19 protein-coding genes and 1 pseudogene are annotated in these 20,516 nt (G+C 72.6%); 10 read left to right on the forward strand and 10 right to left on the reverse strand.

All coding sequences use genetic code 11. The features are described from left to right. Window positions 1–129: 129 nt before the first annotated feature. The 3 genes and pseudogenes from ABT001_RS04840 to ABT001_RS04850 all read left to right on the forward strand — a co-directional run. A pseudogene (locus tag ABT001_RS04840) lies at window positions 130–402 on the forward strand (GyrI-like domain-containing protein); the annotation flags it as partial. A 176-nt stretch (window positions 403–578) separates the two neighbouring features. Further along, window positions 579–3,545: an SARP-family global regulator AfsR gene (gene afsR, locus ABT001_RS04845; protein WP_351272435.1), complete on the forward strand. Its 2,967-nt coding sequence runs from the start codon at window positions 579–581 to the stop codon at window positions 3,543–3,545. 196 nt (window positions 3,546–3,741) lie between these two features. Next, complete coding sequence (locus tag ABT001_RS04850) at window positions 3,742–3,921, forward strand: hypothetical protein (RefSeq protein ID WP_351272437.1); 180 nt, start codon at window positions 3,742–3,744, stop codon at window positions 3,919–3,921. 152 nt (window positions 3,922–4,073) lie between these two features. Here ABT001_RS04850 and ABT001_RS04855 read toward each other — a convergent pair whose 3' ends face one another. Further along, window positions 4,074–4,610, reverse strand: a complete 537-nt coding sequence (locus tag ABT001_RS04855; RefSeq protein WP_351272440.1) for a hypothetical protein — start codon at window positions 4,608–4,610, stop codon at window positions 4,074–4,076. Between the two features lie 216 nt (window positions 4,611–4,826). Between ABT001_RS04855 and ABT001_RS04860 the strand changes: the two genes are divergently transcribed. Further along, window positions 4,827–5,480, forward strand: a complete 654-nt coding sequence (locus ABT001_RS04860; protein WP_351272443.1) for a hypothetical protein — start codon at window positions 4,827–4,829, stop codon at window positions 5,478–5,480. Window positions 5,481–5,493: 13 nt separating this feature from the next. On the opposite strand, the gene afsK is transcribed toward ABT001_RS04860, so the two are convergent. Both afsK and ABT001_RS04870 read right to left on the reverse strand, forming a co-directional pair. Next, window positions 5,494–7,869, reverse strand: coding sequence for a protein serine/threonine kinase AfsK (gene afsK / locus ABT001_RS04865; protein WP_351272446.1), 2,376 nt, complete (start codon window positions 7,867–7,869; stop codon window positions 5,494–5,496). Window positions 7,870–8,062: 193 nt separating this feature from the next. Then, on the reverse strand, window positions 8,063–8,857 hold the full coding sequence (locus ABT001_RS04870) for a VOC family protein (RefSeq protein ID WP_351272449.1): 795 nt from the start codon (window positions 8,855–8,857) through the stop codon (window positions 8,063–8,065). A gap of 424 nt (window positions 8,858–9,281) precedes the next feature. Between ABT001_RS04870 and ABT001_RS04875 the strand changes: the two genes are divergently transcribed. The 3 genes from ABT001_RS04875 (at window position 9,282) to ABT001_RS04885 (ending at window position 12,024) form a co-directional block, all read left to right on the forward strand. After that, window positions 9,282–9,929, forward strand: a complete 648-nt coding sequence (locus ABT001_RS04875; RefSeq protein WP_351272452.1) for a TetR family transcriptional regulator — start codon at window positions 9,282–9,284, stop codon at window positions 9,927–9,929. Window positions 9,930–10,074: 145 nt separating this feature from the next. Then, entirely contained in the window at window positions 10,075–10,740 is a 666-nt protein-coding gene (locus ABT001_RS04880; RefSeq protein ID WP_351272455.1) for a pyridoxine/pyridoxamine 5'-phosphate oxidase, read from the forward strand. A 96-nt stretch (window positions 10,741–10,836) separates the two neighbouring features. Next, window positions 10,837–12,024 carry a flavin-containing monooxygenase gene (locus tag ABT001_RS04885; RefSeq protein WP_351272457.1) on the forward strand — a complete coding sequence of 396 codons (1,188 nt, stop codon included), beginning with the start codon at window positions 10,837–10,839 and terminating at the stop codon, window positions 12,022–12,024. A 10-nt stretch (window positions 12,025–12,034) separates the two neighbouring features. Here the strand turns inward: ABT001_RS04885 and ABT001_RS04890 are convergent, their stop codons facing one another. Together ABT001_RS04890 and ABT001_RS04895 are read right to left on the reverse strand one after the other, a co-directional pair. Further along, entirely contained in the window at window positions 12,035–13,411 is a 1,377-nt protein-coding gene (locus ABT001_RS04890; RefSeq protein ID WP_351272460.1) for an MFS transporter, read from the reverse strand. 66 nt (window positions 13,412–13,477) lie between these two features. After that, complete coding sequence (locus tag ABT001_RS04895) at window positions 13,478–13,897, reverse strand: ribosomal maturation YjgA family protein (protein WP_351272463.1); 420 nt, start codon at window positions 13,895–13,897, stop codon at window positions 13,478–13,480. Window positions 13,898–13,959: 62 nt separating this feature from the next. Between ABT001_RS04895 and ABT001_RS04900 the strand changes: the two genes are divergently transcribed. Next, window positions 13,960–14,958 carry a GlxA family transcriptional regulator gene (locus ABT001_RS04900; RefSeq protein WP_351272466.1) on the forward strand — a complete coding sequence of 333 codons (999 nt, stop codon included), beginning with the start codon at window positions 13,960–13,962 and terminating at the stop codon, window positions 14,956–14,958. A 9-nt stretch (window positions 14,959–14,967) separates the two neighbouring features. On the opposite strand, the gene ABT001_RS04905 is transcribed toward ABT001_RS04900, so the two are convergent. The 3 genes from ABT001_RS04905 to ABT001_RS04915 all read right to left on the reverse strand — a co-directional run bounded on the left by ABT001_RS04905 (window position 14,968) and on the right by ABT001_RS04915 (window position 16,951). After that, the gene (locus ABT001_RS04905; protein WP_351272469.1) at window positions 14,968–15,420 is read right to left on the reverse strand and encodes an ATP-binding protein; all 453 of its coding nucleotides are present in this window, start codon (window positions 15,418–15,420) and stop codon (window positions 14,968–14,970) included. Between the two features lie 531 nt (window positions 15,421–15,951). Further along, a complete protein-coding gene (locus ABT001_RS04910) occupies window positions 15,952–16,494 on the reverse strand; it encodes an EF-hand domain-containing protein (protein WP_351272472.1) in 543 nt (180 codons plus the stop codon). Between the two features lie 82 nt (window positions 16,495–16,576). Beyond that, on the reverse strand, window positions 16,577–16,951 hold the full coding sequence (locus tag ABT001_RS04915) for an STAS domain-containing protein (RefSeq protein ID WP_351272475.1): 375 nt from the start codon (window positions 16,949–16,951) through the stop codon (window positions 16,577–16,579). Between the two features lie 288 nt (window positions 16,952–17,239). On the opposite strand from ABT001_RS04915, the gene ABT001_RS04920 reads away from it, so the two are divergent. Both ABT001_RS04920 and ABT001_RS04925 read left to right on the forward strand, forming a co-directional pair. Next, on the forward strand, window positions 17,240–17,821 hold the full coding sequence (locus ABT001_RS04920; protein WP_351272477.1) for an RNA polymerase sigma factor: 582 nt from the start codon (window positions 17,240–17,242) through the stop codon (window positions 17,819–17,821). Next, window positions 17,818–19,095, forward strand: a complete 1,278-nt coding sequence (locus tag ABT001_RS04925; RefSeq protein WP_351272480.1) for a zf-HC2 domain-containing protein — start codon at window positions 17,818–17,820, stop codon at window positions 19,093–19,095. Before ABT001_RS04920 ends, ABT001_RS04925 begins: the two co-directional genes overlap by 4 nt. Window positions 19,096–19,104: 9 nt before the next feature. Here ABT001_RS04925 and purU read toward each other — a convergent pair whose 3' ends face one another. Continuing rightward, window positions 19,105–20,004: a formyltetrahydrofolate deformylase gene (gene purU / locus ABT001_RS04930; RefSeq protein WP_351272483.1), complete on the reverse strand. Its 900-nt coding sequence runs from the start codon at window positions 20,002–20,004 to the stop codon at window positions 19,105–19,107. Between the two features lie 28 nt (window positions 20,005–20,032). Continuing rightward, window positions 20,033–20,479, reverse strand: coding sequence for an SCO4402 family protein (locus tag ABT001_RS04935; protein WP_351273048.1), 447 nt, complete (start codon window positions 20,477–20,479; stop codon window positions 20,033–20,035). Window positions 20,480–20,516 lie beyond the last annotated feature (37 nt).

The following is a 20,516-nucleotide window of genomic DNA, read 5'->3' on the forward strand; positions in this document are numbered from 1 at the left end:
GGGCACCCCGCTACGACGTCGGCAAGACCGTCAAACGCGCCGAGACCCTCAAGGCCATCGGCAAGCCTGGAAGATCTTGGTAGATAAAGAACAAGCCGCAGGGCGTGTTTCGAAAGCAGCGCCCTACGGGCGGTCGTCGTCCACGCCGGGGTGACCGTCGGGGCACCGGCCGGCCCGCTCGGCGACACCGGCGTCACCGTCGTCGATCTGCCCGCGTTCGAGGCGGCGACCATCGCCCACCGGGGCTCCATGAACCACGTGCTGGGGACCGAGCAGACACTCGCCCGCCACCTGGACGACCTCGGGCGGCGTCCCGCCGGTTACGCCCGTGAGGTCACCCTGGAGTGCCCGGAGAACCCTGACCACTGGGTCACGGAACTCCGGTTGCCCCTCGCCGGATGACCTGACGGCACCCGCCGCGCAGATCCTCGCACCGGAATCGTGTCGAGGGCCTGTGCAGAGCTCCACCCGATGCTGACGAGCCCGCCCGGAACAAGGCAGACTGTTGACCGCGATACCAACGGCACGTCACGGAGCGGGTCAGCAGCACCGGCAGGGCAAGCAGGACAGGGGGCATCATGGACCGCGACAACGGATCCGGTGTGCGCGTTCCGGAGCAACGCGCTCCACTGGAACGGGCGGCCGGCGCCGAACTGCGCTTCACCGTGCTCGGTCCCGTACGCGCCTGGCGCGGCAGCGAGGCCCTGCCGTCGGGCTCCCCGCAGCAGCGCGCCCTGCTGGCCGCGCTGCTCCTGCGCGACGGCCGCACGGCCACCGCCGCCGAGCTCATCGACGCCCTGTGGGGTGACGACCCCCCGTCCCAGGCACTGGCCACGGTACGGACGTACGCCTCCCGGCTCCGCAAGGTCCTCGGCCAGGACACCCTGGTCAGCGAGTCCGGCGGCTACGCCGTCCGGATCCCGCGCGAGACCCTCGACCTGACGCTCGCTCAGGACCTGTCCACCGAGGCGGACAAGGCACGCGGGAGCGGGAACCGCCACCAGGCCCGCGCCCTGATCAACAAGCTGCTCGGCCTGTGGGACGGCGAGGCGCTCGCCTCGCTCCCCGGCCCGTACGCGGAGAACCAGCGCACGAGCCTGGAGGAGTGGCGCCTCCAGCTCACCGAGAACCGCCTGGACCTGGACCTGGAGCTCGGCTGCCACGCGGAGGCGGTCTCCGAACTCACCGCCCTCACGGCAGCCCACCCCCTGCGCGAACGGCTGCGCGAACTGCTGATGGTCGCCCTGTACCGCAGCGGCAGGCAGGCCGAGGCCCTCGCGGTGTACGCCGACACCCGTCGCCTCCTCGCGGAGGAACTGGGCGTCGACCCACGCCCCGAACTCGCCCAGCTCCAGCAGCGGATCCTCCGGGCCGACGAGGAACTGGCCCGCCCCGCCGACGAACCGGCCCCGGTCCCGGCCCCCGTCCGCCCGGCCCAGCTCCCGGCCACGGTCCCGGACTTCACCGGCCGCGCCGCGTTCGTGCGCGAGCTCGGCGACCGGCTCGTGTCCGCCGACGGCTCCGTCATGGCGGTCTCCGCGCTGGCCGGCATCGGCGGCGTCGGCAAGACGACCCTCGCCGTGCACGTCGCCCACCAGGCACGCCCGCACTTCCCGGACGGCCAGCTCTACGTCGACCTCCAGGGCGCGGGCGCCAGGGCCGCCGAGCCCGAGATCGTCCTCGGCGCGTTCCTACGCGCCCTGGGCACCGCCGACTCGGCTGTCCCGGACTCCCTGGACGAGCGGGCGGCGCTCTACCGCTCCACCCTCGACGGCCGCCGCATCCTGATCCTGCTCGACAACGCCCATGACGCGGCCCAGATCCGGCCCCTGCTCCCCGGCACGCAGGGCTGCGCGGCGCTGGTCACCAGCCGCGTCCGCATGGTCGACCTGGCCGGGGCGCACCTCGTGGACCTGGACGTGATGTCCCCCGAGGAGGCGCTACAGCTCTTCACCCGTATCGTCGGCGGCGAACGCGTCCGAGCGGAGCGCGAGGCGGCCCTGGACGTGGTGGCCGCGTGCGGCTTCCTGCCGCTGGCCATCCGCATCGCCGCCTCCCGGCTGGCCTCCCGCCGCACCTGGACGGTCTCGGTGCTGGCCGCCAAGCTCGCCGACGAGCGACGCCGCCTCGACGAGCTCCAGGCCGGCGACCTCGCGGTGAAGGCCACCTTCGAGCTCGGCTACGGCCAGCTGGAACCGGCCCAGGCCCGCGCCTTCCGCCTCCTGGGCCTGGCGGACGGCCCGGACATCTCCCTCGCCGCGGCCGCCGCCCTCCTGAACCTGGACCACCACACGGCGGAGGACCTCCTGGAGACCCTGGTCGACACCAGCCTCCTGGAATCCGCCGCTCCGGGCCGCTACCGCTACCACGACCTGGTGCGGCTCTACGCGCGTGCATGCGCCGAACGCGACGAACAGCCGCCGGTGGAGAGGGAGCTGGCCCTGTCACGGCTGCTGGACTTCTACCTGGCCACGGCCGCGGGGGTGTACGCGCTGGAGCGGCCGGGCGACCGGACGGTCGATCACCTGGACGCCACGGAGCATCCGGGCCTCGCGTTCACCGAGCACAGGGCCGCGCTGGACTGGCTCTACACCGAGGCGAGTTCGCTGCTGGCCTGCGCGCGGCAGGCAGCCGCCTCGGGGCGGGTCCGGCGCGGCGTCGACCTCATGCTGGCGGCGAAGGACCTCGCGGAGTCGGGTGCCAACTCCCGCCAGTTCGAGTCCGCTGCCATCGCGGTGCGGGACGCCGCCGTGGCTGCCGGTGACCCGCGTTCCGAGGCCCGTGCGCGCACCACGCTCGCTCAGGTGCACAGCATGGCCGGCCGTTTCCGGCAGGCGGAGGACGAGGCACGCCTTGCCATGCGGCTGGCCCCGACGGTCGACGACGTCTGGACGAACTGCAACGCCCCCAACGAACTCGGCATCATCTCCGGGTACCGGAACCGGCCGGACGAGGCGGAACCCCTGCTCAAGCAGACCATCGCGGCGTTCCGGGCCGACGGGAACCGGCCCGGCGAGGCGAGCGCCCTGTGCAACCTCTCCCGTATCCAGCTCGCCATCGGCCGTACCGACAGCGCCGTGCGGCTGGCAGGCCAGGGGGTCGCGCTGTACAACCGCTTGGGGCTCACGCTGCGTCTGGCCAACGGCCGGTACGCGCTCGGACTGGCGCTGGCGCACGCGGGCCGTCAGAGCGAGGCCCAGGAGAGGCTCCAGGAAGCACTCGCCGTCTTCCGGGAGAGCCGCCAGCGGCTGTGGGAGGGCATGACGCTCTTCCGGCTGGCCGAAGTCCACCTCGACGCCCAGCGCCCCGGTGAGGCCGCGGCCCTCTCCGAGCAGGCGCTCGCCGTCCTCCTGCACATAGGAGGGGAGTGGCGTCGCGCCAACGTCCTGACCGTGCTGGGCAAGGCGCTGAAGCGGATCGGGCAGGCGGACCGCGCGACGGTGTGCTGGCGCGAGGCCCTGTCGACCCTCGAACAGCTGAAGGCGCCCGAGGCCGACGCCGTCCGCCTCCTGCTGTCACCGGCGCCTGCCCCCAACGGCCGCTGAGAGCACGTTCATCGTTCGTTTATCACGGCCCTGCACTCTGATCCGTGTCAGATCGTCGCGTCGGGGGGCAGACGATCCGGCCGTCGGGACCGCGCACCAAGGTGAACGGCTCTGAACAGCCCGTCCGGAAGTCCACGGGGGAACTGCCGGACGGGCTTTGCCGCCCATCCATGCACCGGAATATGGAGTTCACGACATGAGCGATGCCAAGAAGATCGAGGTCCCGAAGGCAGGCGCCACGGGCGACGTCAAGCCGACGGACAGCCACATGACGGGCGAGCCCGAGATCACCACGCTGGGCGACAGCCACATGACCGGTGAGCCCGAGATCACCACGCTGGGCGACAGCCACATGACCGGTGGCGACCCGCGCTAGGCCGAAGGACGACGGGGGGGAGCGGCCGCGGCGGCGCGGAGGGGGAGCCGTCGCGGCCGCTGCACGTCCGCACGCGAGAGGGGCCCGAGCCGGTCGGCTCGGGCCCCTCTCGCACGCTCCCGGGCACAACGCCCGGCCGGTAACCCCTGACGTCAGGCGCGCGGCTCCGCCGTGACCAGGCAGCGCTTCACACGGGAGACCGAGCGCGGGCTGTCCATCTTCACCGTCACCGTCCCGGTCTCTCCGGAGTCGAGGTCGACCGTGGCCTCGCCCGTGTCGACGATCCGGCCCCGGGCGTCCTCGAACGTCACGTCCACGTCGTACGTGTGGGTGAGGGCCGCCGTGGAGCGGATCTCGATCGTCGAGGACGTCACCGCCTTGCGCTTGCCCTTCTTCGGCCGGGCGCACCGGATGACGCGGAGGTCGGGGGCGTCCGACGCGGTGGGGGCGGGCGTCGGCGTGGTGTACGTGGAGCCGCCGGACGAGCCCGACGAGCTGTCGTAGTCATCGTCGTCGTGATCGCGGTAGCCGCCGTTGCTCTTCTCGGAGCTTGAGCAGCCGCCGCCGCTCGAACCGCCGCCGCTTCGGCTCTTCCCGCCCTTGCCGCCGCTGCTGGACGTCGAGAACCCGGTGAGCGCGAGCACCACCACGACCAGTACCGCCGCGAACCTCATCTGTCGCCGCACCATCGATGCAGCCCCCCTTGTCGTAGTCCTTCTTCCGGCCGTCGCACGGCCGGGCGACACCGTAACGCACAGTGTTCCGGCCCCTCACCCTCAGGACCGTCATGACCCTGTCACGGTCCGGTCATGGTCCCTCCGGATGGCAGGGAAGATCGCCCGGGCGTAGCGTCGAGCGGGGGCAGCGGTGCGCACGGGTGTGCGCCATGGCCCGGGAGGCTGTCGATGATCCGCAATGTCCTCGGCTCCGTCGTCGCACTCCTGGGAGCGGCGGCGGCCGTGCAGAGCCCCTTCCGGCGGTGGTACGACGACCGCCTCGGGCGGGACTACCGCGTCCAGGACCTGTTCGACGGCGTCAGCGGTGCCTCTTCGTCCGTGCTGGGGTCGATCCTGCTGCCGTTCCTGTTCGCCGCGCTGGTGACCCTCGTGGGCATCGTGCTCCGCGCGCGCTGGGTGGTGACCCTCGCCGGCCTGATCGTGCTCGCCTCCACCGTGCTGTGGATGGTCCGCCAGGGCCAGGACGCGGGGAGCCTCGCGGTCCGCAGTGACGGGGGCGGGCTCCGGTGGGGCGTGGCCCAGGCGCTGGCCGGCGGGGTCCTGCTCCTGCTGGGCGCGCTGCTGATGTCGGGGCGGCGGCGCGCACGGGCGCGGCGTGGATCCGAGCCCTGTCCCGCGCCCCCGGACGACCGCCCGGACACCTGGCCGCCGACGCAGGAGCCGGGGCCCGCCGCGCAGACCTCCACCGCGCCGGAGCCGGAGGCGGATCCGTACATCGGGCCGGGCCGGCACCGGAGGTCCCCCGGCGACGGCCGCGAGGACACCGCCCGGTACCCGGTCCAGGAGGACCCGGACGACCGGTACCGCCCGCCCCACCCCTGAGGCTTCCGGGCGGTCAGGCCCGGGCCCTGTTCCCCGTGCCCGTGCCCTTGAGAGCGTCGAGGGCGTACACGCAGCGGTCCTTGCTGCACGCGTAGACGACGCCCGCCTGCGCCACCGGGGAGCCCGTGATCTCGCCGCCCGTGGCCAGCTTCCAGCGGAGCTGGCCGCCCGCCGCGTCCAGGGTGTAGAGCACGTGGTCCGCCGAACCGAAGTGGACCCGGCCGTCGGCGACCACCGGTGCGCCGACCACCTCGCCGCCCGCCGCGAAACGCCACTTCGGGGTGCCGGTCACCGCGTCCAGGGTGTACAGCGCGCTGCCGCTGCCGACGTGCACGTTGCCGCCCGTCACCAGCACCGGCTCGATGGACTGCCGGGCCTCCGTCGCGATCCGCCAACGGTCCTTGCCCGTCGAGGCGTCCAGGGCGTACACCGTGCCGAGGTAGTCCGCGAGGTACACCCCACCACCCGTGACCGCCGGCCCCGGCACGAAGGCGGGCGGGGAGAGGAAGACGGCCGGTGACTCGAAGTGCCAGCGGACCCGGCCCGAGACCGCGTCCACGGCCAGCACCCGGGTCCCCGCGGCGACGTACACGAAGCCGTCGGACGCGGGGGTCACCCGGACCGGCACCCCGCCGCAGGAAGCGGCGTCGCCGATGGGGTACGACCAGCGCTCCGTGCCGGTGCGCGCGTCGACGGCCCGCAGCCGGGCGTCCTGCCAGAGGTACACCGTGCCGTCGTGGATGACGGGCCCGGACTCCGGCGTCTCGAAGTCCGTCTGGACTCCGGAGGTCTCCCACAGCTTCTCGCCGCCGGACGCGTCCCACGCCTGTACGCCGCCGCCTCGTGTCCCGGTCAGGACGGTGCCCCGGTCGGCCTTGAGGGAGTACACCCAGGCGTCGGTCCGCAGCCGCCACACCTCGGCACCGGTCATCGCGTCCAGCGCGTACAGGGACGGACCGTCAGAGGCGTGGATCCTGCCTCCGTCGACGGCCATCGACCAGGCCACGTCACGGGTCTTGAACCGACGGCGCCCGTTGCCCACGTCCAGGGCGTGGACCTCGAAGGACGTCACGTACAGCAGATCGCCCACCACGACGGGGGTGCCCCACACGTCGTTCGACATGCGGAAACGCCACGGCCGCCAGCGGTCCGGCCCGGCGGGCGCCCCGTCAGGGGCCGCCACGGGGGCGGGCACCGGAGCGGTCGGCACGGCCGAGGTCTGTCCGCCGGGGGCGCGCACCCACCCGGTCGCCGGGTCGGCGTGCGCGGCGGCGGGACCCCGTACGTCCACGGGGCGCGGCCCCGGCCCGATCGGCACCTGGGCGCCGGGCAGTTGGACGGGGCCGCCGTCGGGGGCGGGCGCCGATGCCGGCAGGGGGGCCGGCGCGGTCCGCAGATCGCCGCCGCGCCATGCCCCGTCGCGGTCCGCCCCGGGCGGGGCGTGGCGCGGCGGCGGCGGTACGGCCGGGGGTGCGGGCGCGACGGCGACGGCACGGCCGCCACCGCGGCGCTGCTCGATCATCGCGGTCGCCACGGTCGGCAGCCAGGCCGACGCCGTGCCGCTGTCGTCGCCGCCGGAGGCGAACAGGTGCGGGGCCAGCTGGGACTGCAGATCGGCCGGGCTGGGCCGCCTGGTCGGGTCCATCTGCATGCAGGACTCGATGAGCGGGCGCAGGTCGTCGGGGAGCCCTTCGGTGTCGGGCCCCTCCCGCAGGAGCATGAACACGGTCTCGACCGGATTCGCCCCGTGGAAGGGCGCGTGGCCCGTCGCCGCGAAGACGAGGGTCGAGCCGAGCGAGAACACGTCGCTGGCGCCGGTGACGCTGCGCGAGTCGCGGGCCTGCTCCGGAGACATGTAGGCGGGCGTGCCCACCGCGACGTTCGTCATGGTCAGCCGGGTGTTGGAGACACCCGACGCGATCCCGAAGTCGATCACCCGTGGCCCGTCCTCGACCACGAGGACGTTGGACGGCTTCATGTCCCGGTGGACGAGACCGGCCCCGTGGATCGACTGCAGGGCCTCCGCGATCCCGGCGGCCAGCCAGCGCACGGCCTGCGTCGGCATCGGCCCGCACTCATTCACTATCTCCTCGAGCGAGGGGGCGGGAACGTAGGCGGTGGCCAGCCAGGGCACGGGGGCCCTCGGATCGGCGTCGACCACGGCGGCGGTGTAGAAACCGCTGACCGCGCGGGCGGCCTCCACCTCACGTGTGAAGCGGACTCTGAACAACTGGTCCTCGGCCAGTTCCGTACGGACCGTCTTGATCGCCACCCGCCGGCCCGATGCCGATCTCGCCAGATAGACCAGCCCCATGCCGCCGGCCCCGAGCCGTCCCAGCACCTCGAACGGGCCGATCCGCCTCGGGTCATGCTGCGTCAGCTGCTCCACTTGCCTGCCACCTCCCCGTACGGACCTCAGGAAACAGAAGCCCGCGAAATCCCGCCCTGTGCAGCGTCTCACCACTGGGCACCACTTGGCGGTGCGCACCCTGATTCTTCCTGGCTCGGGGCCCGGTTGCGAACCCGGGGGCGGATCGGGGTGTCTTATGGCATCCATCCCTTTCAGGACACCTTCGGGACAACTACGGCAGGGGCTCCGCCGGCTGGAGCACGGCGAAAGCCGCACCCTGGTCGTCCTGGAGGACCGCCATCCGCCCGTACGGGGTGTCCAGGGGCGGGGCCGTGATCCGGCCACCGAGGCGCGCGGCGGCCTCGGCCGTGCCGTCGCAGTCGACGACGGCGAAGTAGTTGAGGAAGTAGCTGGGCAGCATCGCGGGGAACGCGTCCGTGATGACCGCGCGCCCGCCGACCGCGGTGTCCTCTCCCGGTTCGGTGCCGGGCGGGGACCAGATGCGGAACGGCTCGGTGGACCCGGTGGCGCCCGGCAGCCCGATGTCGGCCCCCCGGAATCCGAGGGCCTCCTCGTAGAAGGCGTCCACACGCTCCGGCTGCCGGGTGTGGACCTCGGTCCAGCAGAAGGCCGCCGGCCTGTTCCACTTCTCGAAGCCCGCGCGCCCACCGGCCTGCCAGAGCCCGAAGACCGCGCCGCCGGGGTCGGCCGCCTGGGCGAGGATCCCTGCCGCGCCCGCCCGTACGGGATCGGTGATCACGTGGCCGCCGGCCTTGCGGACCTGGGCGACGGAGGCCCGGATGTCGTCGGTGGAGAAGTAGACGCCCCAGGTCGTGGGCATGCGGCCGTCCTGCTTCGCGGCGAGCGCGGCGACGAGCTCCCCGTCGCTGTACGCGTCGGCGAAGGGCATCCCGTCACCCGCGTGGAAGGTCCAGCCGAACAGTCCGCCGTAGAAGCGCTTGCCCGCCTCCAGATCGGCGAGCTGTACGTCGACCCAGCACGGCGCGGACTGCGCGAATGCGGCCATGGCCCGGTCCTTCCGTCGCTGTGAGGTCGCGGTGGCGCTTCGACGGCCTCGCGACGGTGTCGCGGCGGATCCCTGTGGACCTCGACACCGGGGCAGCCGTGACGCCCGTCACACTCAACGTAGCGTCGGGGGCCCTTCGGCGCGCCCCGAGGGGCGAAATAGAACTTTTGCCCGAATCGTGAAGGTTCCGCGACCCGCGTGGACGAGAGTTGTCCACCGAAGTTATCCACAGGCTGTTGATAACACCATCACTCCGGTGCACGCCCCGCGCGGACCGAGAGGGAATTCATAAACACCTGCCGCCCGCGCGAATAGGCATCCGTGCACCACCGGGAATTGCGCCGTTCACCCCGTCCACACTGGGGCGTTCCCCATTTGCAGTCGGTCAGATCGCGCTCGGATCACCCCTCGATAAGCTGACGGCATGACAGGACAAGTGCGCACCGTCGACGGCCGCGTGGCTGGTCGGCGAGGTCAGGCGACGCGGCAGAAGCTGCTCGACTGCCTCAGCGAGATGCTCAGCTCCTCGCCGTACCGGGACGTCAAAGTCATCGACGTGGCCCGGAAGGCTGGGACTTCACCCGCGACTTTCTACCAGTATTTCCCCGACGTCGAGGGCGCTGTTCTCGAACTCGCCGAGGAAATGGCCAAGGAAGGTGCCGGACTGACCGAACTGGTCGGCGGCCGTTCCTGGGTCGGCAAGGCCGGCCGGCAGGCATCCGAGGAACTCGTCGAGGGATTCCTCGACTTCTGGCGGCGCCACGACGCGATCCTCCGCGTCGTCGAGCTCGGCGCGGCCGAGGGCGACAAGCGGTTCTACAAGCTCCGCATGAAGGTCCTGAACTCGGTCACCAACTCCCTTACGGACGCGGTCAAGGAGCTCCAGTCCAAGGGCAAGGTGGACAAGGACGTCAGCCCCGCGGCGGTGGCGGGCTCCCTCGTGGTCATGCTGTCCGGCGTCGCCTCGCACCAGAAGGGCTTCACCACCTGGGGCGTGAAGCAGACCGAACTCCGGCCCACGCTCGCCCTGTTGGTGCACCTGGGCATCACCGGCAAGAAGCCGGCCAGGTAGGCCCGGGCAGCACCCCCTCCCCCGCACGCGCCGGGCGCCGGTCACGTCCACGGCGCCCCACGTCCTGTCTCACCGACGGCGGACCACGCCCCGTGGTCCGCCGTCGGCGTCTCCGCACCGAAGCGGGACACTGTGGAATGGGGCCATGAGCGATGCACAGAAGCACTTCCGCGACCTGCTCCACGCACAGCGCGTCTGGGACGTGCCCCTCCCCCGCTTCGACCCGTCCGACGCACCCGCCACCCCCCTCCCGCTGTTCCACTCCTGGTTCACCGAGGCGGTGGCGGCCGGACAGCACGAACCGCACACCATGTCCCTGGCGACCGCGGACGCGGACGGCGTACCCGATGTGCGCACGCTGATGCTGCACGACGCGGACGAGCGCGGCTGGCACTTCGCCACGCACACCACCAGCGCGAAGGGCCGCCAGCTCGCCGCCCGCCCGTACGCGGCGCTCGGCTTCTACTGGCCCGCCCAGGGCCGCCAGGTGCGCGTCCGGGGCACGGCCACCCCGGCGAGCCGCGAGGAGAGCCGCGCCGATCTGCGGGCCAGGTCGACGGGCGCACTGGCCGCGGCGCTGACCGGATCGCAGAGCGCGGTGCTACCGGCGTACGAGGACCTCGTACGGGCCTCCGGGGCGGCCTGGGAGCGGGCCGGGGCGGAGCCGGACGCCGAGGTGGCCACCTGGACGCGGTACGTGGTCGAGCCGCGCGAGGTGGAGTTCTTCCAGGGCGACGACCGGCGCCGGCACGTACGGCTGCGCTACCGCCGGGACGGTGCGGGTTGGACGCGCGAGCTCCTCTGGCCCTGATCACCGGCGACCCGGGCGGCTCCCCGTGATCATTTCGCAACCGATTCCCGCCCGGACCGGAACCCATCATGTCCATGTCCCATTACGCTCCGAAGCATGCCCGAAAGCACTCCCGTCCCCGGTGACGCCCTCGCCGCCTCCATCGACCGCACCGACGGCCGGCCGGTCTACGTGACCGGCGGCGGACCGGGCGGTCTCGCCGCCGCGGCGGCCTTGCGGGAACAGGGCGTACGGGCGGTGGTGCTGGAGAAGTCCGACCGCGTCGGGTCGTCCTGGCGCCGGCACTACGACCGGCTGCACCTGCACACGGTCCGCCGCTGGTCCGCACTGCCGGGGCTGGCGATGCCCCGCCGGTTCGGGCGCTGGGTGTCGCGCGACGACATGGTGCGCTATCTGGAGAAGTACGCCGAGCACCACGAGCTGGACGTGGTGACGGGTGTCGAGGTCTCCCGGGTCGACCGGACCGCGGACGGCACCGGCTGGCAGCTGAGCGCGACCGGCGGCCGCGTGCTCACCGGGCGGGCGGTGGTGGTGGCCACCGGCTTCAACCACACCCCGCGGATACCCCCGTGGCCCGGCCGTGAGGGCTTCACCGGCGAACTGGTGCACGCCGCGGACTACCGCAACCCGGCCCCGTACGCGGGCAAGGACGTCCTCGTCGTCGGAATCGGCAACACCGGGGCCGAGATCGCCGCGGACCTGGTCGAGGGCGGCGCGTCCGGGGTGCGGATCGCGGTGCGCACGACCCCGCACATCGTGCGCCGCTCCACCGCCGGCTGGCCCGCCCAGGCGACGGCCGTCCTGGTCCGCCGGCTGCCGGTCCGGCTGGTCGACCGGGCGGGGCGCCTGATGTGCCGCGTCTCGGTGCCCGATCTCGCGGACCGGGGCCTCCCGCGCCCGGACACGGGCCTGTACTCCCGGGTCAAGGAGGGCGCGATCCCCGTCCAGGACGTCGGGCTGATCGACGCGGTGAGGAGCGGTCGGGTGGTGCCCGTGGCTGCGGTCGAGTCCTTCGACGGCGACGCCGTGGTGCTGGCCGACGGAACCCGGCTCTCCCCGGACGCCGTGATCGCGGCGACCGGCTACGAACGCGCCCTGGAGGACCTGGTCGGCCACCTCGGCGTACTGGACGACAGGGGCCGCCCTGTGGTGCACGGCGCCCGCACCCCGGACGGGGCACCGGGGCTCTACTTCACGGGCTACACCAACCCGATCAGCGGCATGCTCCGCGAGATGGCCCTGGACGCGCGGAAGATCGCGGCCCGCCTGGCCAGGACGGCCTGAACCCCGCGTCTCAGGGGGTGGCCCGTGCCGCCTCGCCCGCCTCGCGTCGGATCACCAGGGCCATCAGGGCCGCCATCGCGCACAGGGCCCCCGCGCCGTACCAGACCAGGTCGTACGAGCCGGTCACGTCCCGGACCACCCCGCCGAGGAAGGCCACCACGGCCGCCCCCAGCTGGTGCGACGCCAGGACCCAGCCGAAGACGATCGCGCTGTCCTCGCCGTACTGCTCCCGGCACAGGGCCAGGGTCGGCGGGACCGTGGCGACCCAGTCCAGGCCGTAGAAGACGATGAAGAAGACCATCGGCGGATGCACCGTCGGAGCCATCAGCACCGGCAGGAACAACAGCGAGACCCCGCGCAGCGCGTAATAGACCGCCAGCAGCCGGCGGGCGTCGAAGCGGTCCGTGAGCCAGCCGCTGAAGATCGTGCCGATGACGTCGAAGACGCCGATGACGGCCAGCAGCGAGGCCGCCGCGGGGATCCCCATGCCGTGGTCGTGGGCCGAGGGCACGAAGTACGTACGGACCAGGCCGTTGGTGGAGGCGCCGCAGATCGCGAACGAGCCCGCCAGCAGCCAGAAGGGCCCCGTGCGGGCCGAGGTGAGCAGGACGCGCACCGCGCGGGTCGCCGCACCCGTGACGGGCGCGGGCTTCCCGACGTATGTGCCGCCGTACGGGGCGAGGCCCACGTCGGCCGGATGGTCGCGCAGCAGGAACCAGACGAACGGGACGACGACGAGCGCCGCCAGCGCGACCGTCACCGAGGCCGGGCGCCAGCCGTGCTCGACGACGATCCAGGCACACAGCGGAAGGAAGATCAGCTGGCCCGAGGCGCCGGCCGCCGTCAGGACGCCGGTCACCAGACCGCGCCGGGCCACGAACCAGCGGTTGGTGACGGTCGCGGAGAAGGCCATCGCGATCGATCCGGTGCCCAGGCCGACGAGGAGTCCCCAGTAGAGCATCAGCTGCCAGGACGCCGTCATCCACACGCTCGCCAGCGCACCGGCCGCGACCGCGCCGAGCGCGACGACCACGACCCGGCGCATGCCGAAGCGGTCCATCATCGCCGCGGCGAACGGCGCGGTCAGCCCGTACAGCGCCATGTCGAGGGAGACGGCGAGGCCTATCTCGCCGCGCGACCAGCCGAACTCCTCGTTCAGGGGATCGATCAGCAGGCCGGGCAGGGAGTTGAAGGCGGCGCCCCCGATGATTGTCACGAAGGCCACGGCGGCGACGATCCACGCACGGTGCACCCGTGGACCGGTGTGGAGGCGGGGAGCCCGCCCGGTCGCCGGGCCGTCGGTCGTCGGGCCGTCGGTCGTCGGGCCGTCGGTCGTCGCGCTGTCGGTCGTCGCGCTGTCGGGGGTCTGGGTCACGCCGCTCAGCATCCGGCCGGGGGTCACCTCCGGACGAGTGGCCCGTCGGCCACCCTTCGCAGGGATCGGGCCATCCGGTCAGGGGCGCCCGGACCGCAGGCGGCTGTGGACTGCCCAGGCCAGGGCCGCCCCCACCCCGTACCAGAGGAGATCGGGGGCGTTGAACGTCGAGCCGAGCACCAGCCGTGCCACCGTACTCTGCCGTGCCAGGTCGGCCGGTACGCCCGTGAGCTGGGCCAGTTCCACCGCCCAGCTGAAAGCCAGCGCGGCGCCCGCGGCGGTCAACGGCCGCACACGGGGCACCAGGACGACCACCAAGGCGTGGATCAGCACGGTATAGAGCGCGTCCCCCGCGTACTTCGCCACGTCCCCGCCCGCCGCCGCGCGGACACCGAGACCCGCCGCCACGGTCACGAGCGCCGCCGCCGCGGCCGTCGCACGGAGGCGGAGGACGGCGACGCGGGGAACAGGCGCGGGAACGGTCTGCGTTTCCTTCATGGCCGGTACGTTTATCAGGCCGTCGTCGGTCCCGCCCAATCGCTGGGAGAGCAGGAGTCCAGATGCGTCACCGTGTCGTCGTCCTCGCGCTCGACGGAGTGATCCCCTTCGAACTGGGCATCCCCCAGCGGATCTTCGGGCGCGCCCGGACCGTCGCGGACACCCCGGCCGACGGCACGGGCGAGGAGCTGTACGACGTCGTGACCTGCTCCGTGCGTCCCCCGGGCCCGGTCCGTACCGACGCCGACTTCAGCATCATGGTCGAGCGCGGCCCCGACGCCCTCGCCACCGGCGACACCGTCGTCGTCCCGGCCTCGTACGAACTCGGCCCCGTGCACGAGGAGGGCCGGCTCACCCGCGAACTGGCCGCGGCGTTCGCTTACATCAGGCCGGGGACCCGGATGGTCTCCATCTGCACGGGCGGCTACGTCCTCGCTGCGGCCGGGTATCTCGACGGGCGCCCCGCCACCACGCACTGGTCCTCGGCCGCCCACTTCCAGAGGCTCTTCCCACAGGTCCACGTCGATCCGGACGTCCTGTTCATCGACGACGGGGACGTGCTGACCTCCGCCGGTGTGGCCGCCGGCATCGATCTGTGCCTGCACCTCGTGCGCCGCGACCACGGCACCGCCGTCGCCAACGACGTGGCCCGCCGCACCGTCGTGCCCCCGCACCGCGACGGCGGCCAGGCGCAGTTCATACGGCGCCCACTGCCCGAGGCGGGGCTCGCCACGACGACGGCCGCGCGGACCTGGGCGCTCGGACGGCTGGAACAGCCGATCCTGCTGCGGGACATGGCGGGGCAGGAGTCGATGAGCGTGCGCACCTTCACGCGCCGCTTCCGCGAGGAGGTCGGCATCAGTCCGGGGCAGTGGCTCACCCAGCAGAGGGTGGAACGGGCACGGCACCTGCTGGAGTCCACCGACCTGTCGGTCGACCGGGTGGCACGGGACGCCGGTTTCGGTACGGCGACCTCCCTGCGGCAGCACGTGCAGGCGGCGCTGGGGGTCTCGCCCACGGTCTACCGGCGGACGTTCCGCTCGACGGTCGCGGGGCGCTGAAGCGCCACCTCAGAGACGGGCCCGGTCACCCGGCTTCTCCTGGACCACCGGGATCATCACCGGGCCACCACGGTCGACCTCGCACCAGATCCGCTTCCCGGTGCCTTCCCGCTGCCAGCCCCAGCGGTCCGCGAGGCCGTCCACCAGCTCCAGGCCACGGCCGCCGGTGTCCTCCCCCTCCGCGTGACGCGGCCGGGGCGGACGGCAGCTGGTGTCGGCCACCTCGACACGCACCGTCCCCGCCGAGCCGGCCGCGCCGAACAGCATCCGCAGGACGGCCGGACAGCCGGTGTGGACCACCGCGTTGGTGACGAGCTCCGAGATCAGCAGGATGAGCGTCTCGGCGAGCGGCTCGTCCTCCCCCAGCCCTGACCCGGCCAGCCGTGACCGCGCCCATCTCCGAGCCCTGCCGACCTCCGCGGGATCCGGCCCGACCTCCATCTGCACCTGAAGCACCTGCACCGCTCACACCATCCGAACCGGCGGACACATCGCCTAGCGCCTCCTCAGGGTCACGGAACGTGACTCCACTGCGAGACAGCATGGTTGACGTACAGTCACCGCGACAAGCGCTTCGGGCATATTCCAGCGCGAAGGAGTACGCGTGGTCCATACTGTGCGTCGCGCTCTGCGGGGAGTCGAACAGGAGCGCACCGACGTCCCGGGAATCGCGTCCCCGGCGGGCCCGTCGCAGCTCCGTGAGTCGCGAGCAGGGCGCCGGACTTCACCCGGGGCAGCCACCTGGGCCGTCCCCGGAGCCTCCGGTTCCACTACCACTCGCATCCAACGGAGCGTACCCGAGCGCGAGCCGTCGACTCCGCCCGGTGACGGTCGCTCCGGGGGCGCATTCGCGCTCCGGATGCGCTGAGTGACCCACGATCCGCGTCCCGCGCGCCCCCCGTCCGCCACGACCACCCCGGTCCCGGCGCCGTGGCCCCTCCCGGAGGCCGCCGGGAAGGGCCACGGGAGGGCACGCACCGCTCACGTCTCCGGTCAGGCCTCGGGCTCGATCACGGTGAAGTACGCGGAGAAGGCGGCGACCGCCTCCGTCTCGGCGATCCGGCCGTCCTGGTCGGTGTCCAGGCTCCGCGCCGCGACGCTCGCGATGTCCCCCGGGGTGCCCAGCACCCGCAGGGCGCGCTCCACCGCGGCGACCGGGGCCGAGGCGGGTGCGGCGGGGGCAGGGTCGGGCGCCGTGCCGGCGGCGACGGTGATCGCCGCGCGCAGGAAGGGCCGCGCGATCTCCGCGAAGCGTTCGGGGTTGTCACGCAGCCTCTTCACGGCCCCGCCGATGAACTCCTCACGCGTGACGCGCTGGTCCCCGTCGACGTCGGCGATGCCGGCCATGCCCTGCCAGAAGGCCTCGGCACCCGTGTAGAGCGACTGACCCCGGTCGCAGCGGGCCGTCGTACCGAACTCGGCGAGCAGCCGGGCCGCGGCGGTGTTGAAATCGGCGCGATCGATGTGACCGTTGCCGTCCTGGTCGAAGGCGGCGAAGCGGTGGGCGATCTTGCGCTCGTACTCTGCGCTGTCCATGCGGGGAGCGTACGACGCCGGGCGGCGTCCCGTGTCACCACAGGTCCTCAGCGGTGTGACGACTTCGCGTCGGTCCGGCGCGTCAGGCGGTGAGCGGCCTGGACGCGTCGTCGGTGGCCGCGTCCGCGTCGGGGTAGACGTCGAACAGACGACGTACCCCCAGGGCGCCGAGCACCTTGTTGACGTGCGAGCCGTCGACCGCGCCGCGGGCCGGGAGGATCAGCCGCAGCCGACCGCCGCAGGACTTCATCAGACGGCGGGAGGCGATCAGGACGCCGACGCCGCTGGAGTCGCAGAAGAGCACGCCGGAGAGGTCGAGGACGACGTCGTGCCGTCCCGCGGCCACCGCCCCGTGGACGGACTGGCGCACGACAGGTGAGCTCACGAGGTCGAGTTCGCCATGGATCCGCAGCACGGTCCACGCGTCCTGCTCGGTCTCGTACACCTTCAGCGTCACGCGACTCGGCCTCTCGTTCCGGGGCTCCGGAGGATCCGGAAGTTTCCGTTCCTCCTCGCGGTTTCCCGCGTACCCGCCCGTGAAACACCGTTCCGACCACAGGCATGGCACAGGATTGATCCGGAAATGATCACTTCAGGATCGTTTATTCGATCACGAAAGGGCAAGGGGTGAAGCACCCTCTATCATCCGACGCCACTCCAGGGACGTACTTGCCCCAAAGGTACGTGCCCGAACTATGTGGCCGACTACATTCGGGGTGACGAGAGGCACAGGGCTGGGGGCTGGATGGCGAAGGACGCACCACCGCGCTGGGACCGCCGCATGCAGCAGCGGCTGGCGCGCGGGGAGGCGGCGGCGCTCGGCGAGCTCTACGACCGGTTCGCCGCCCTCGTGCACAGCCAGGCCCACCGCATGCTCGACGACGAGGACGCGGCGGACCAGGTGACCCGCGAGGTCTTCGGCTACGTCTGGGAGAACCCCGACGCCTACGACCCCCGGCACGGATCCATGCGCTCCTGGGTGGCGCGGCTCACCCACCGCCGGTCCGTACAGCGGCTCCGCAGGATCCACGCCGAGTCCGACGGGCCGGACGCCGACGCCCGGAGCGAGGAGCTGGACCACCGGGTGCTCAAGGCAACCACCGCGGCCCGCGCCGACTACATCGTCGCCTCCATGCCCGCGCCGCTGCGCGCCGCCCTGGAGCTCGCGTACGTCCAGCGCCGGGACTACCGGCAGACCGCCGCCGACCTCGGAGTCACCGGGGACGAGGCCAGGCGCAGGCTGCGGCTGGGCCTCCAGCTGCTCTCCACCGCGAACACCCGGCCGTCGGCGGACACGGCACCTCCCGGATACGGGCCGACACCGTGAACGGCGGCGACGGCGGCGACCGCCGTGACCGGGAACGGCCGGTCGAGCGGCGCATACCGGGGCCCAGGGCAGCCGCGGACGACCGGGAGGAGCTGCCCCCGGTCCGGTCCGGGGAAGCGGAACCACCGCCGGAACCCCCGGAACCACCCGGGCCGCCGGAACCGGCCGCCCCGCCGCTCCCCCACAAGGTGCTCACGTCACTCCTCGGCGCCTGGGCCCTGGCCGCCTGCTCGGCCGAGGAGACGGCCGCCGTCGAGGAGCACCTCACCTCGTGCGCGCCCTGCGCCGAAGAAGCGCTGCGACTGCGCGACGCCGTGGGCCTGCTGCACACCGACGGCACCCTGGACCTGGACCCGATGCTCCGGTCCCGCGTCCTGGAGGGCTGCCTGGGCCGCCGCCCGGCACGCATCCCCGTCCCGACGTGGGCCTCGCCGTACGACGCGGAGACCGCGCGGCTCGACGCTCTGCTGCGGGACATCGGTGACTCGGAGTGGCACGCCCCGGTGCGGCTGAAGTGGTTCGAGGACGACCGGCAGGTGAACCGCAGGACGACGGTCGCCGGGGTGATCGGCCATCTGGTGGCCGTCGACGGTCTGGTGTCCGGGGCGCTGGCTCTGGAGGACCCGCTCGGCGCGGGTGACCTGCCCGTGTCACCGACCGAACGCACCGAGGCGTACTGGTCGGCGTCCACCCGGCCGCTCACCCGGGCCGTGCGGGAGCCCTGGCGCGACCAGAGCCACTCCCTCATCCGTACGGTGTCGTTCGCCGGCCGCGCCATCTCGGAGCGCTCCGTCTCGTACGGGCACTTCGCCCTTCCGCTGCAGGACTCGCTCCTCGAGCGGGCCTTCGAGTGCTGGCTGCACGCCGGTGACATCGCGGACGCGGTGGACTACCCCTACGAACCGCCCGCCGCCTCCCATCTCCACCGGATGATCGATTTGGCGGCCCGTCTGCTGCCCGCCACGCTCGCCGGGCGCCGCCGCGCGGGGCTGGCCGCACCGGCCCGTCACCTGGTCGCCGCGGGATCCCCGGGCCGCTCCCTCCATCTGGAGGTCGAGGGACGCGGGGGCGGCGACTGGTACATCGCGCTGGACTCCCCGGCCGCCCTCGGCTCCCCCGCCCACACGGTCGCGCAGGTCGCGCTCGACGGGGTGGAGTTCTGCAGGCTGGTCGCCGGCCATGTGCCGCCCGTCGAGGCCGCGGCCGGTCAGCAGGGCGACCGTGAGGCGATCCGCGACGTCCTGTCCGCCGCGGCCTCCCTCAGCCGGCTGTGACGGCGTACGTCAGGGGAAGACGACCGTACGGCGGCCGTTGAGCAGGATCCGCTGCTCCGCGTGCCACTTGACGGCGCGGGCCAGCGCCTGGCACTCCACGTCGCGCCCGATGGCCACGAGCTGGTCCGGCGTGACGCCGTGCCCGACGCGCTCGACCTCCTGCTCGATGATCGGCCCCTCGTCGAGGTCGGCGGTCACGTAGTGCGCCGTCGCGCCGATCAGTTTCACGCCGCGCGCATGGGCCTGGTGGTACGGCTTCGCGCCCTTGAAGCTCGGCAGGAAGGAGTGGTGGATGTTGATGATCCGGCCGCTCAGCTGCTTGCAGAGATCGTCCGAGAGCACCTGCATGTAGCGCGCCAGGACGACGAGCTCGACGTTCTCCCCGCGGACGAGCTCCAGCAGCTGCGCCTCGGCCTCCGTCTTGTTCTCCCTGTTCACCGGGATGTGGCGGAAGGGGACGCCGTACGAGGCGACGAGCTCGGCGAAGTCCGTGTGGTTGGAGACGACCGCCACGATCTCGACCGGCAGGGCGCCGGTCCGGGAACGGAACAGCAGGTCGTTGAGGCAGTGCCCGAACTTGCTGACCATCAGCACGACGCGCATCCGGTCGCTCGCCCGGTGGATCTGCCACTCCATCCGGAAGGAGTCCCCGATGGCCGCGAAGCCGGCCCGCAGCTTGTCCACGGTGCCCGTGGCGTCCGCGGAGAAGTGGACGCGCATGAAGAAGAGACCGGTGTCATGGTCGCCGAACTGCTGGCTGTCCTCGATGTTGCAGCCGGTCATGAGGAGATAGCTCGACACGGCGTGCACGATGCCCTGCTTGTCGGGGCAGGAGAGCGTGAGGACGTACTGCTCGGGGACGGTGTCCGAGGCAGCGGATACGGGTTCGGCGGGCTGCGGCGCGGTCATCCCCGTAGGGTGCCACACCGCCCGCCTGTCACGCCGTTCCGGTCATGATGCGGAGCACGTCCAGGGACCGCGGCGGGATGTCGGGATCCTCCCCGTCGTTGGTGGCGAGCATCACATGGGCCTCACGGGCGGCCACGACGGCCTCCTGCCAGCCGGGGTGCTCCAGATAGGCGGAGACGGGGGCGTCGGCGCCTATCTGGTGCATGATGCGCAGCACCCGCAGGGCCGCCACGTCGACGAGGGCCGCCTCGGCGGAGTCGCGGAAGATCGTCCCCACGTACTTCTCCGCGGACCAGTTGTCCAGCCAGGTGTCCTCGACCAGGCGGTACACGGCGTCGGTGACGTCCCCGTACCCTTCCCGGCCGGCCAGCCAGCACTCGTGGTGGAAGACGGGGTCGGAGAGCATGTGCAGCGCCGAGCGCACGTTGCTGCGCCAGCGCCACCACGGCATGTCGTTGAGCGGCATGCCGCCCATGGTGGAGGAGCGACGGCCGCGACGGGAAGTGTTCTCG

This window comes from Streptomyces sp. NPDC002793 (assembly GCF_040295485.1).
Lineage (GTDB): Bacteria > Actinomycetota > Actinomycetes > Streptomycetales > Streptomycetaceae > Streptomyces.

Coding starts and splice junctions, on each gene's coding strand:
- ABT001_RS04935 (WP_351273048.1), bottom strand. CDS start 20,479: ATGGGCGGCATGCCGCTCAACGACATGCCGTGGTGGCGCTGGCGCAGC.
- afsR (WP_351272435.1), top strand. CDS start 579: ATGGACCGCGACAACGGATCCGGTGTGCGCGTTCCGGAGCAACGCGCT.
- ABT001_RS04875 (WP_351272452.1), top strand. CDS start 9,282: ATGACAGGACAAGTGCGCACCGTCGACGGCCGCGTGGCTGGTCGGCGA.
- ABT001_RS04890 (WP_351272460.1), bottom strand. CDS start 13,411: ATGCTGAGCGGCGTGACCCAGACCCCCGACAGCGCGACGACCGACAGC.
- ABT001_RS04885 (WP_351272457.1), top strand. CDS start 10,837: ATGCCCGAAAGCACTCCCGTCCCCGGTGACGCCCTCGCCGCCTCCATC.
- ABT001_RS04900 (WP_351272466.1), top strand. CDS start 13,960: ATGCGTCACCGTGTCGTCGTCCTCGCGCTCGACGGAGTGATCCCCTTC.
- ABT001_RS04850 (WP_351272437.1), top strand. CDS start 3,742: ATGAGCGATGCCAAGAAGATCGAGGTCCCGAAGGCAGGCGCCACGGGC.
- ABT001_RS04880 (WP_351272455.1), top strand. CDS start 10,075: ATGAGCGATGCACAGAAGCACTTCCGCGACCTGCTCCACGCACAGCGC.
- ABT001_RS04870 (WP_351272449.1), bottom strand. CDS start 8,857: ATGGCCGCATTCGCGCAGTCCGCGCCGTGCTGGGTCGACGTACAGCTC.
- ABT001_RS04920 (WP_351272477.1), top strand. CDS start 17,240: ATGGCGAAGGACGCACCACCGCGCTGGGACCGCCGCATGCAGCAGCGG.
- ABT001_RS04895 (WP_351272463.1), bottom strand. CDS start 13,897: ATGAAGGAAACGCAGACCGTTCCCGCGCCTGTTCCCCGCGTCGCCGTC.
- purU (WP_351272483.1), bottom strand. CDS start 20,004: ATGACCGCGCCGCAGCCCGCCGAACCCGTATCCGCTGCCTCGGACACC.
- ABT001_RS04855 (WP_351272440.1), bottom strand. CDS start 4,610: ATGGTGCGGCGACAGATGAGGTTCGCGGCGGTACTGGTCGTGGTGGTG.
- ABT001_RS04860 (WP_351272443.1), top strand. CDS start 4,827: ATGATCCGCAATGTCCTCGGCTCCGTCGTCGCACTCCTGGGAGCGGCG.
- ABT001_RS04910 (WP_351272472.1), bottom strand. CDS start 16,494: ATGGACAGCGCAGAGTACGAGCGCAAGATCGCCCACCGCTTCGCCGCC.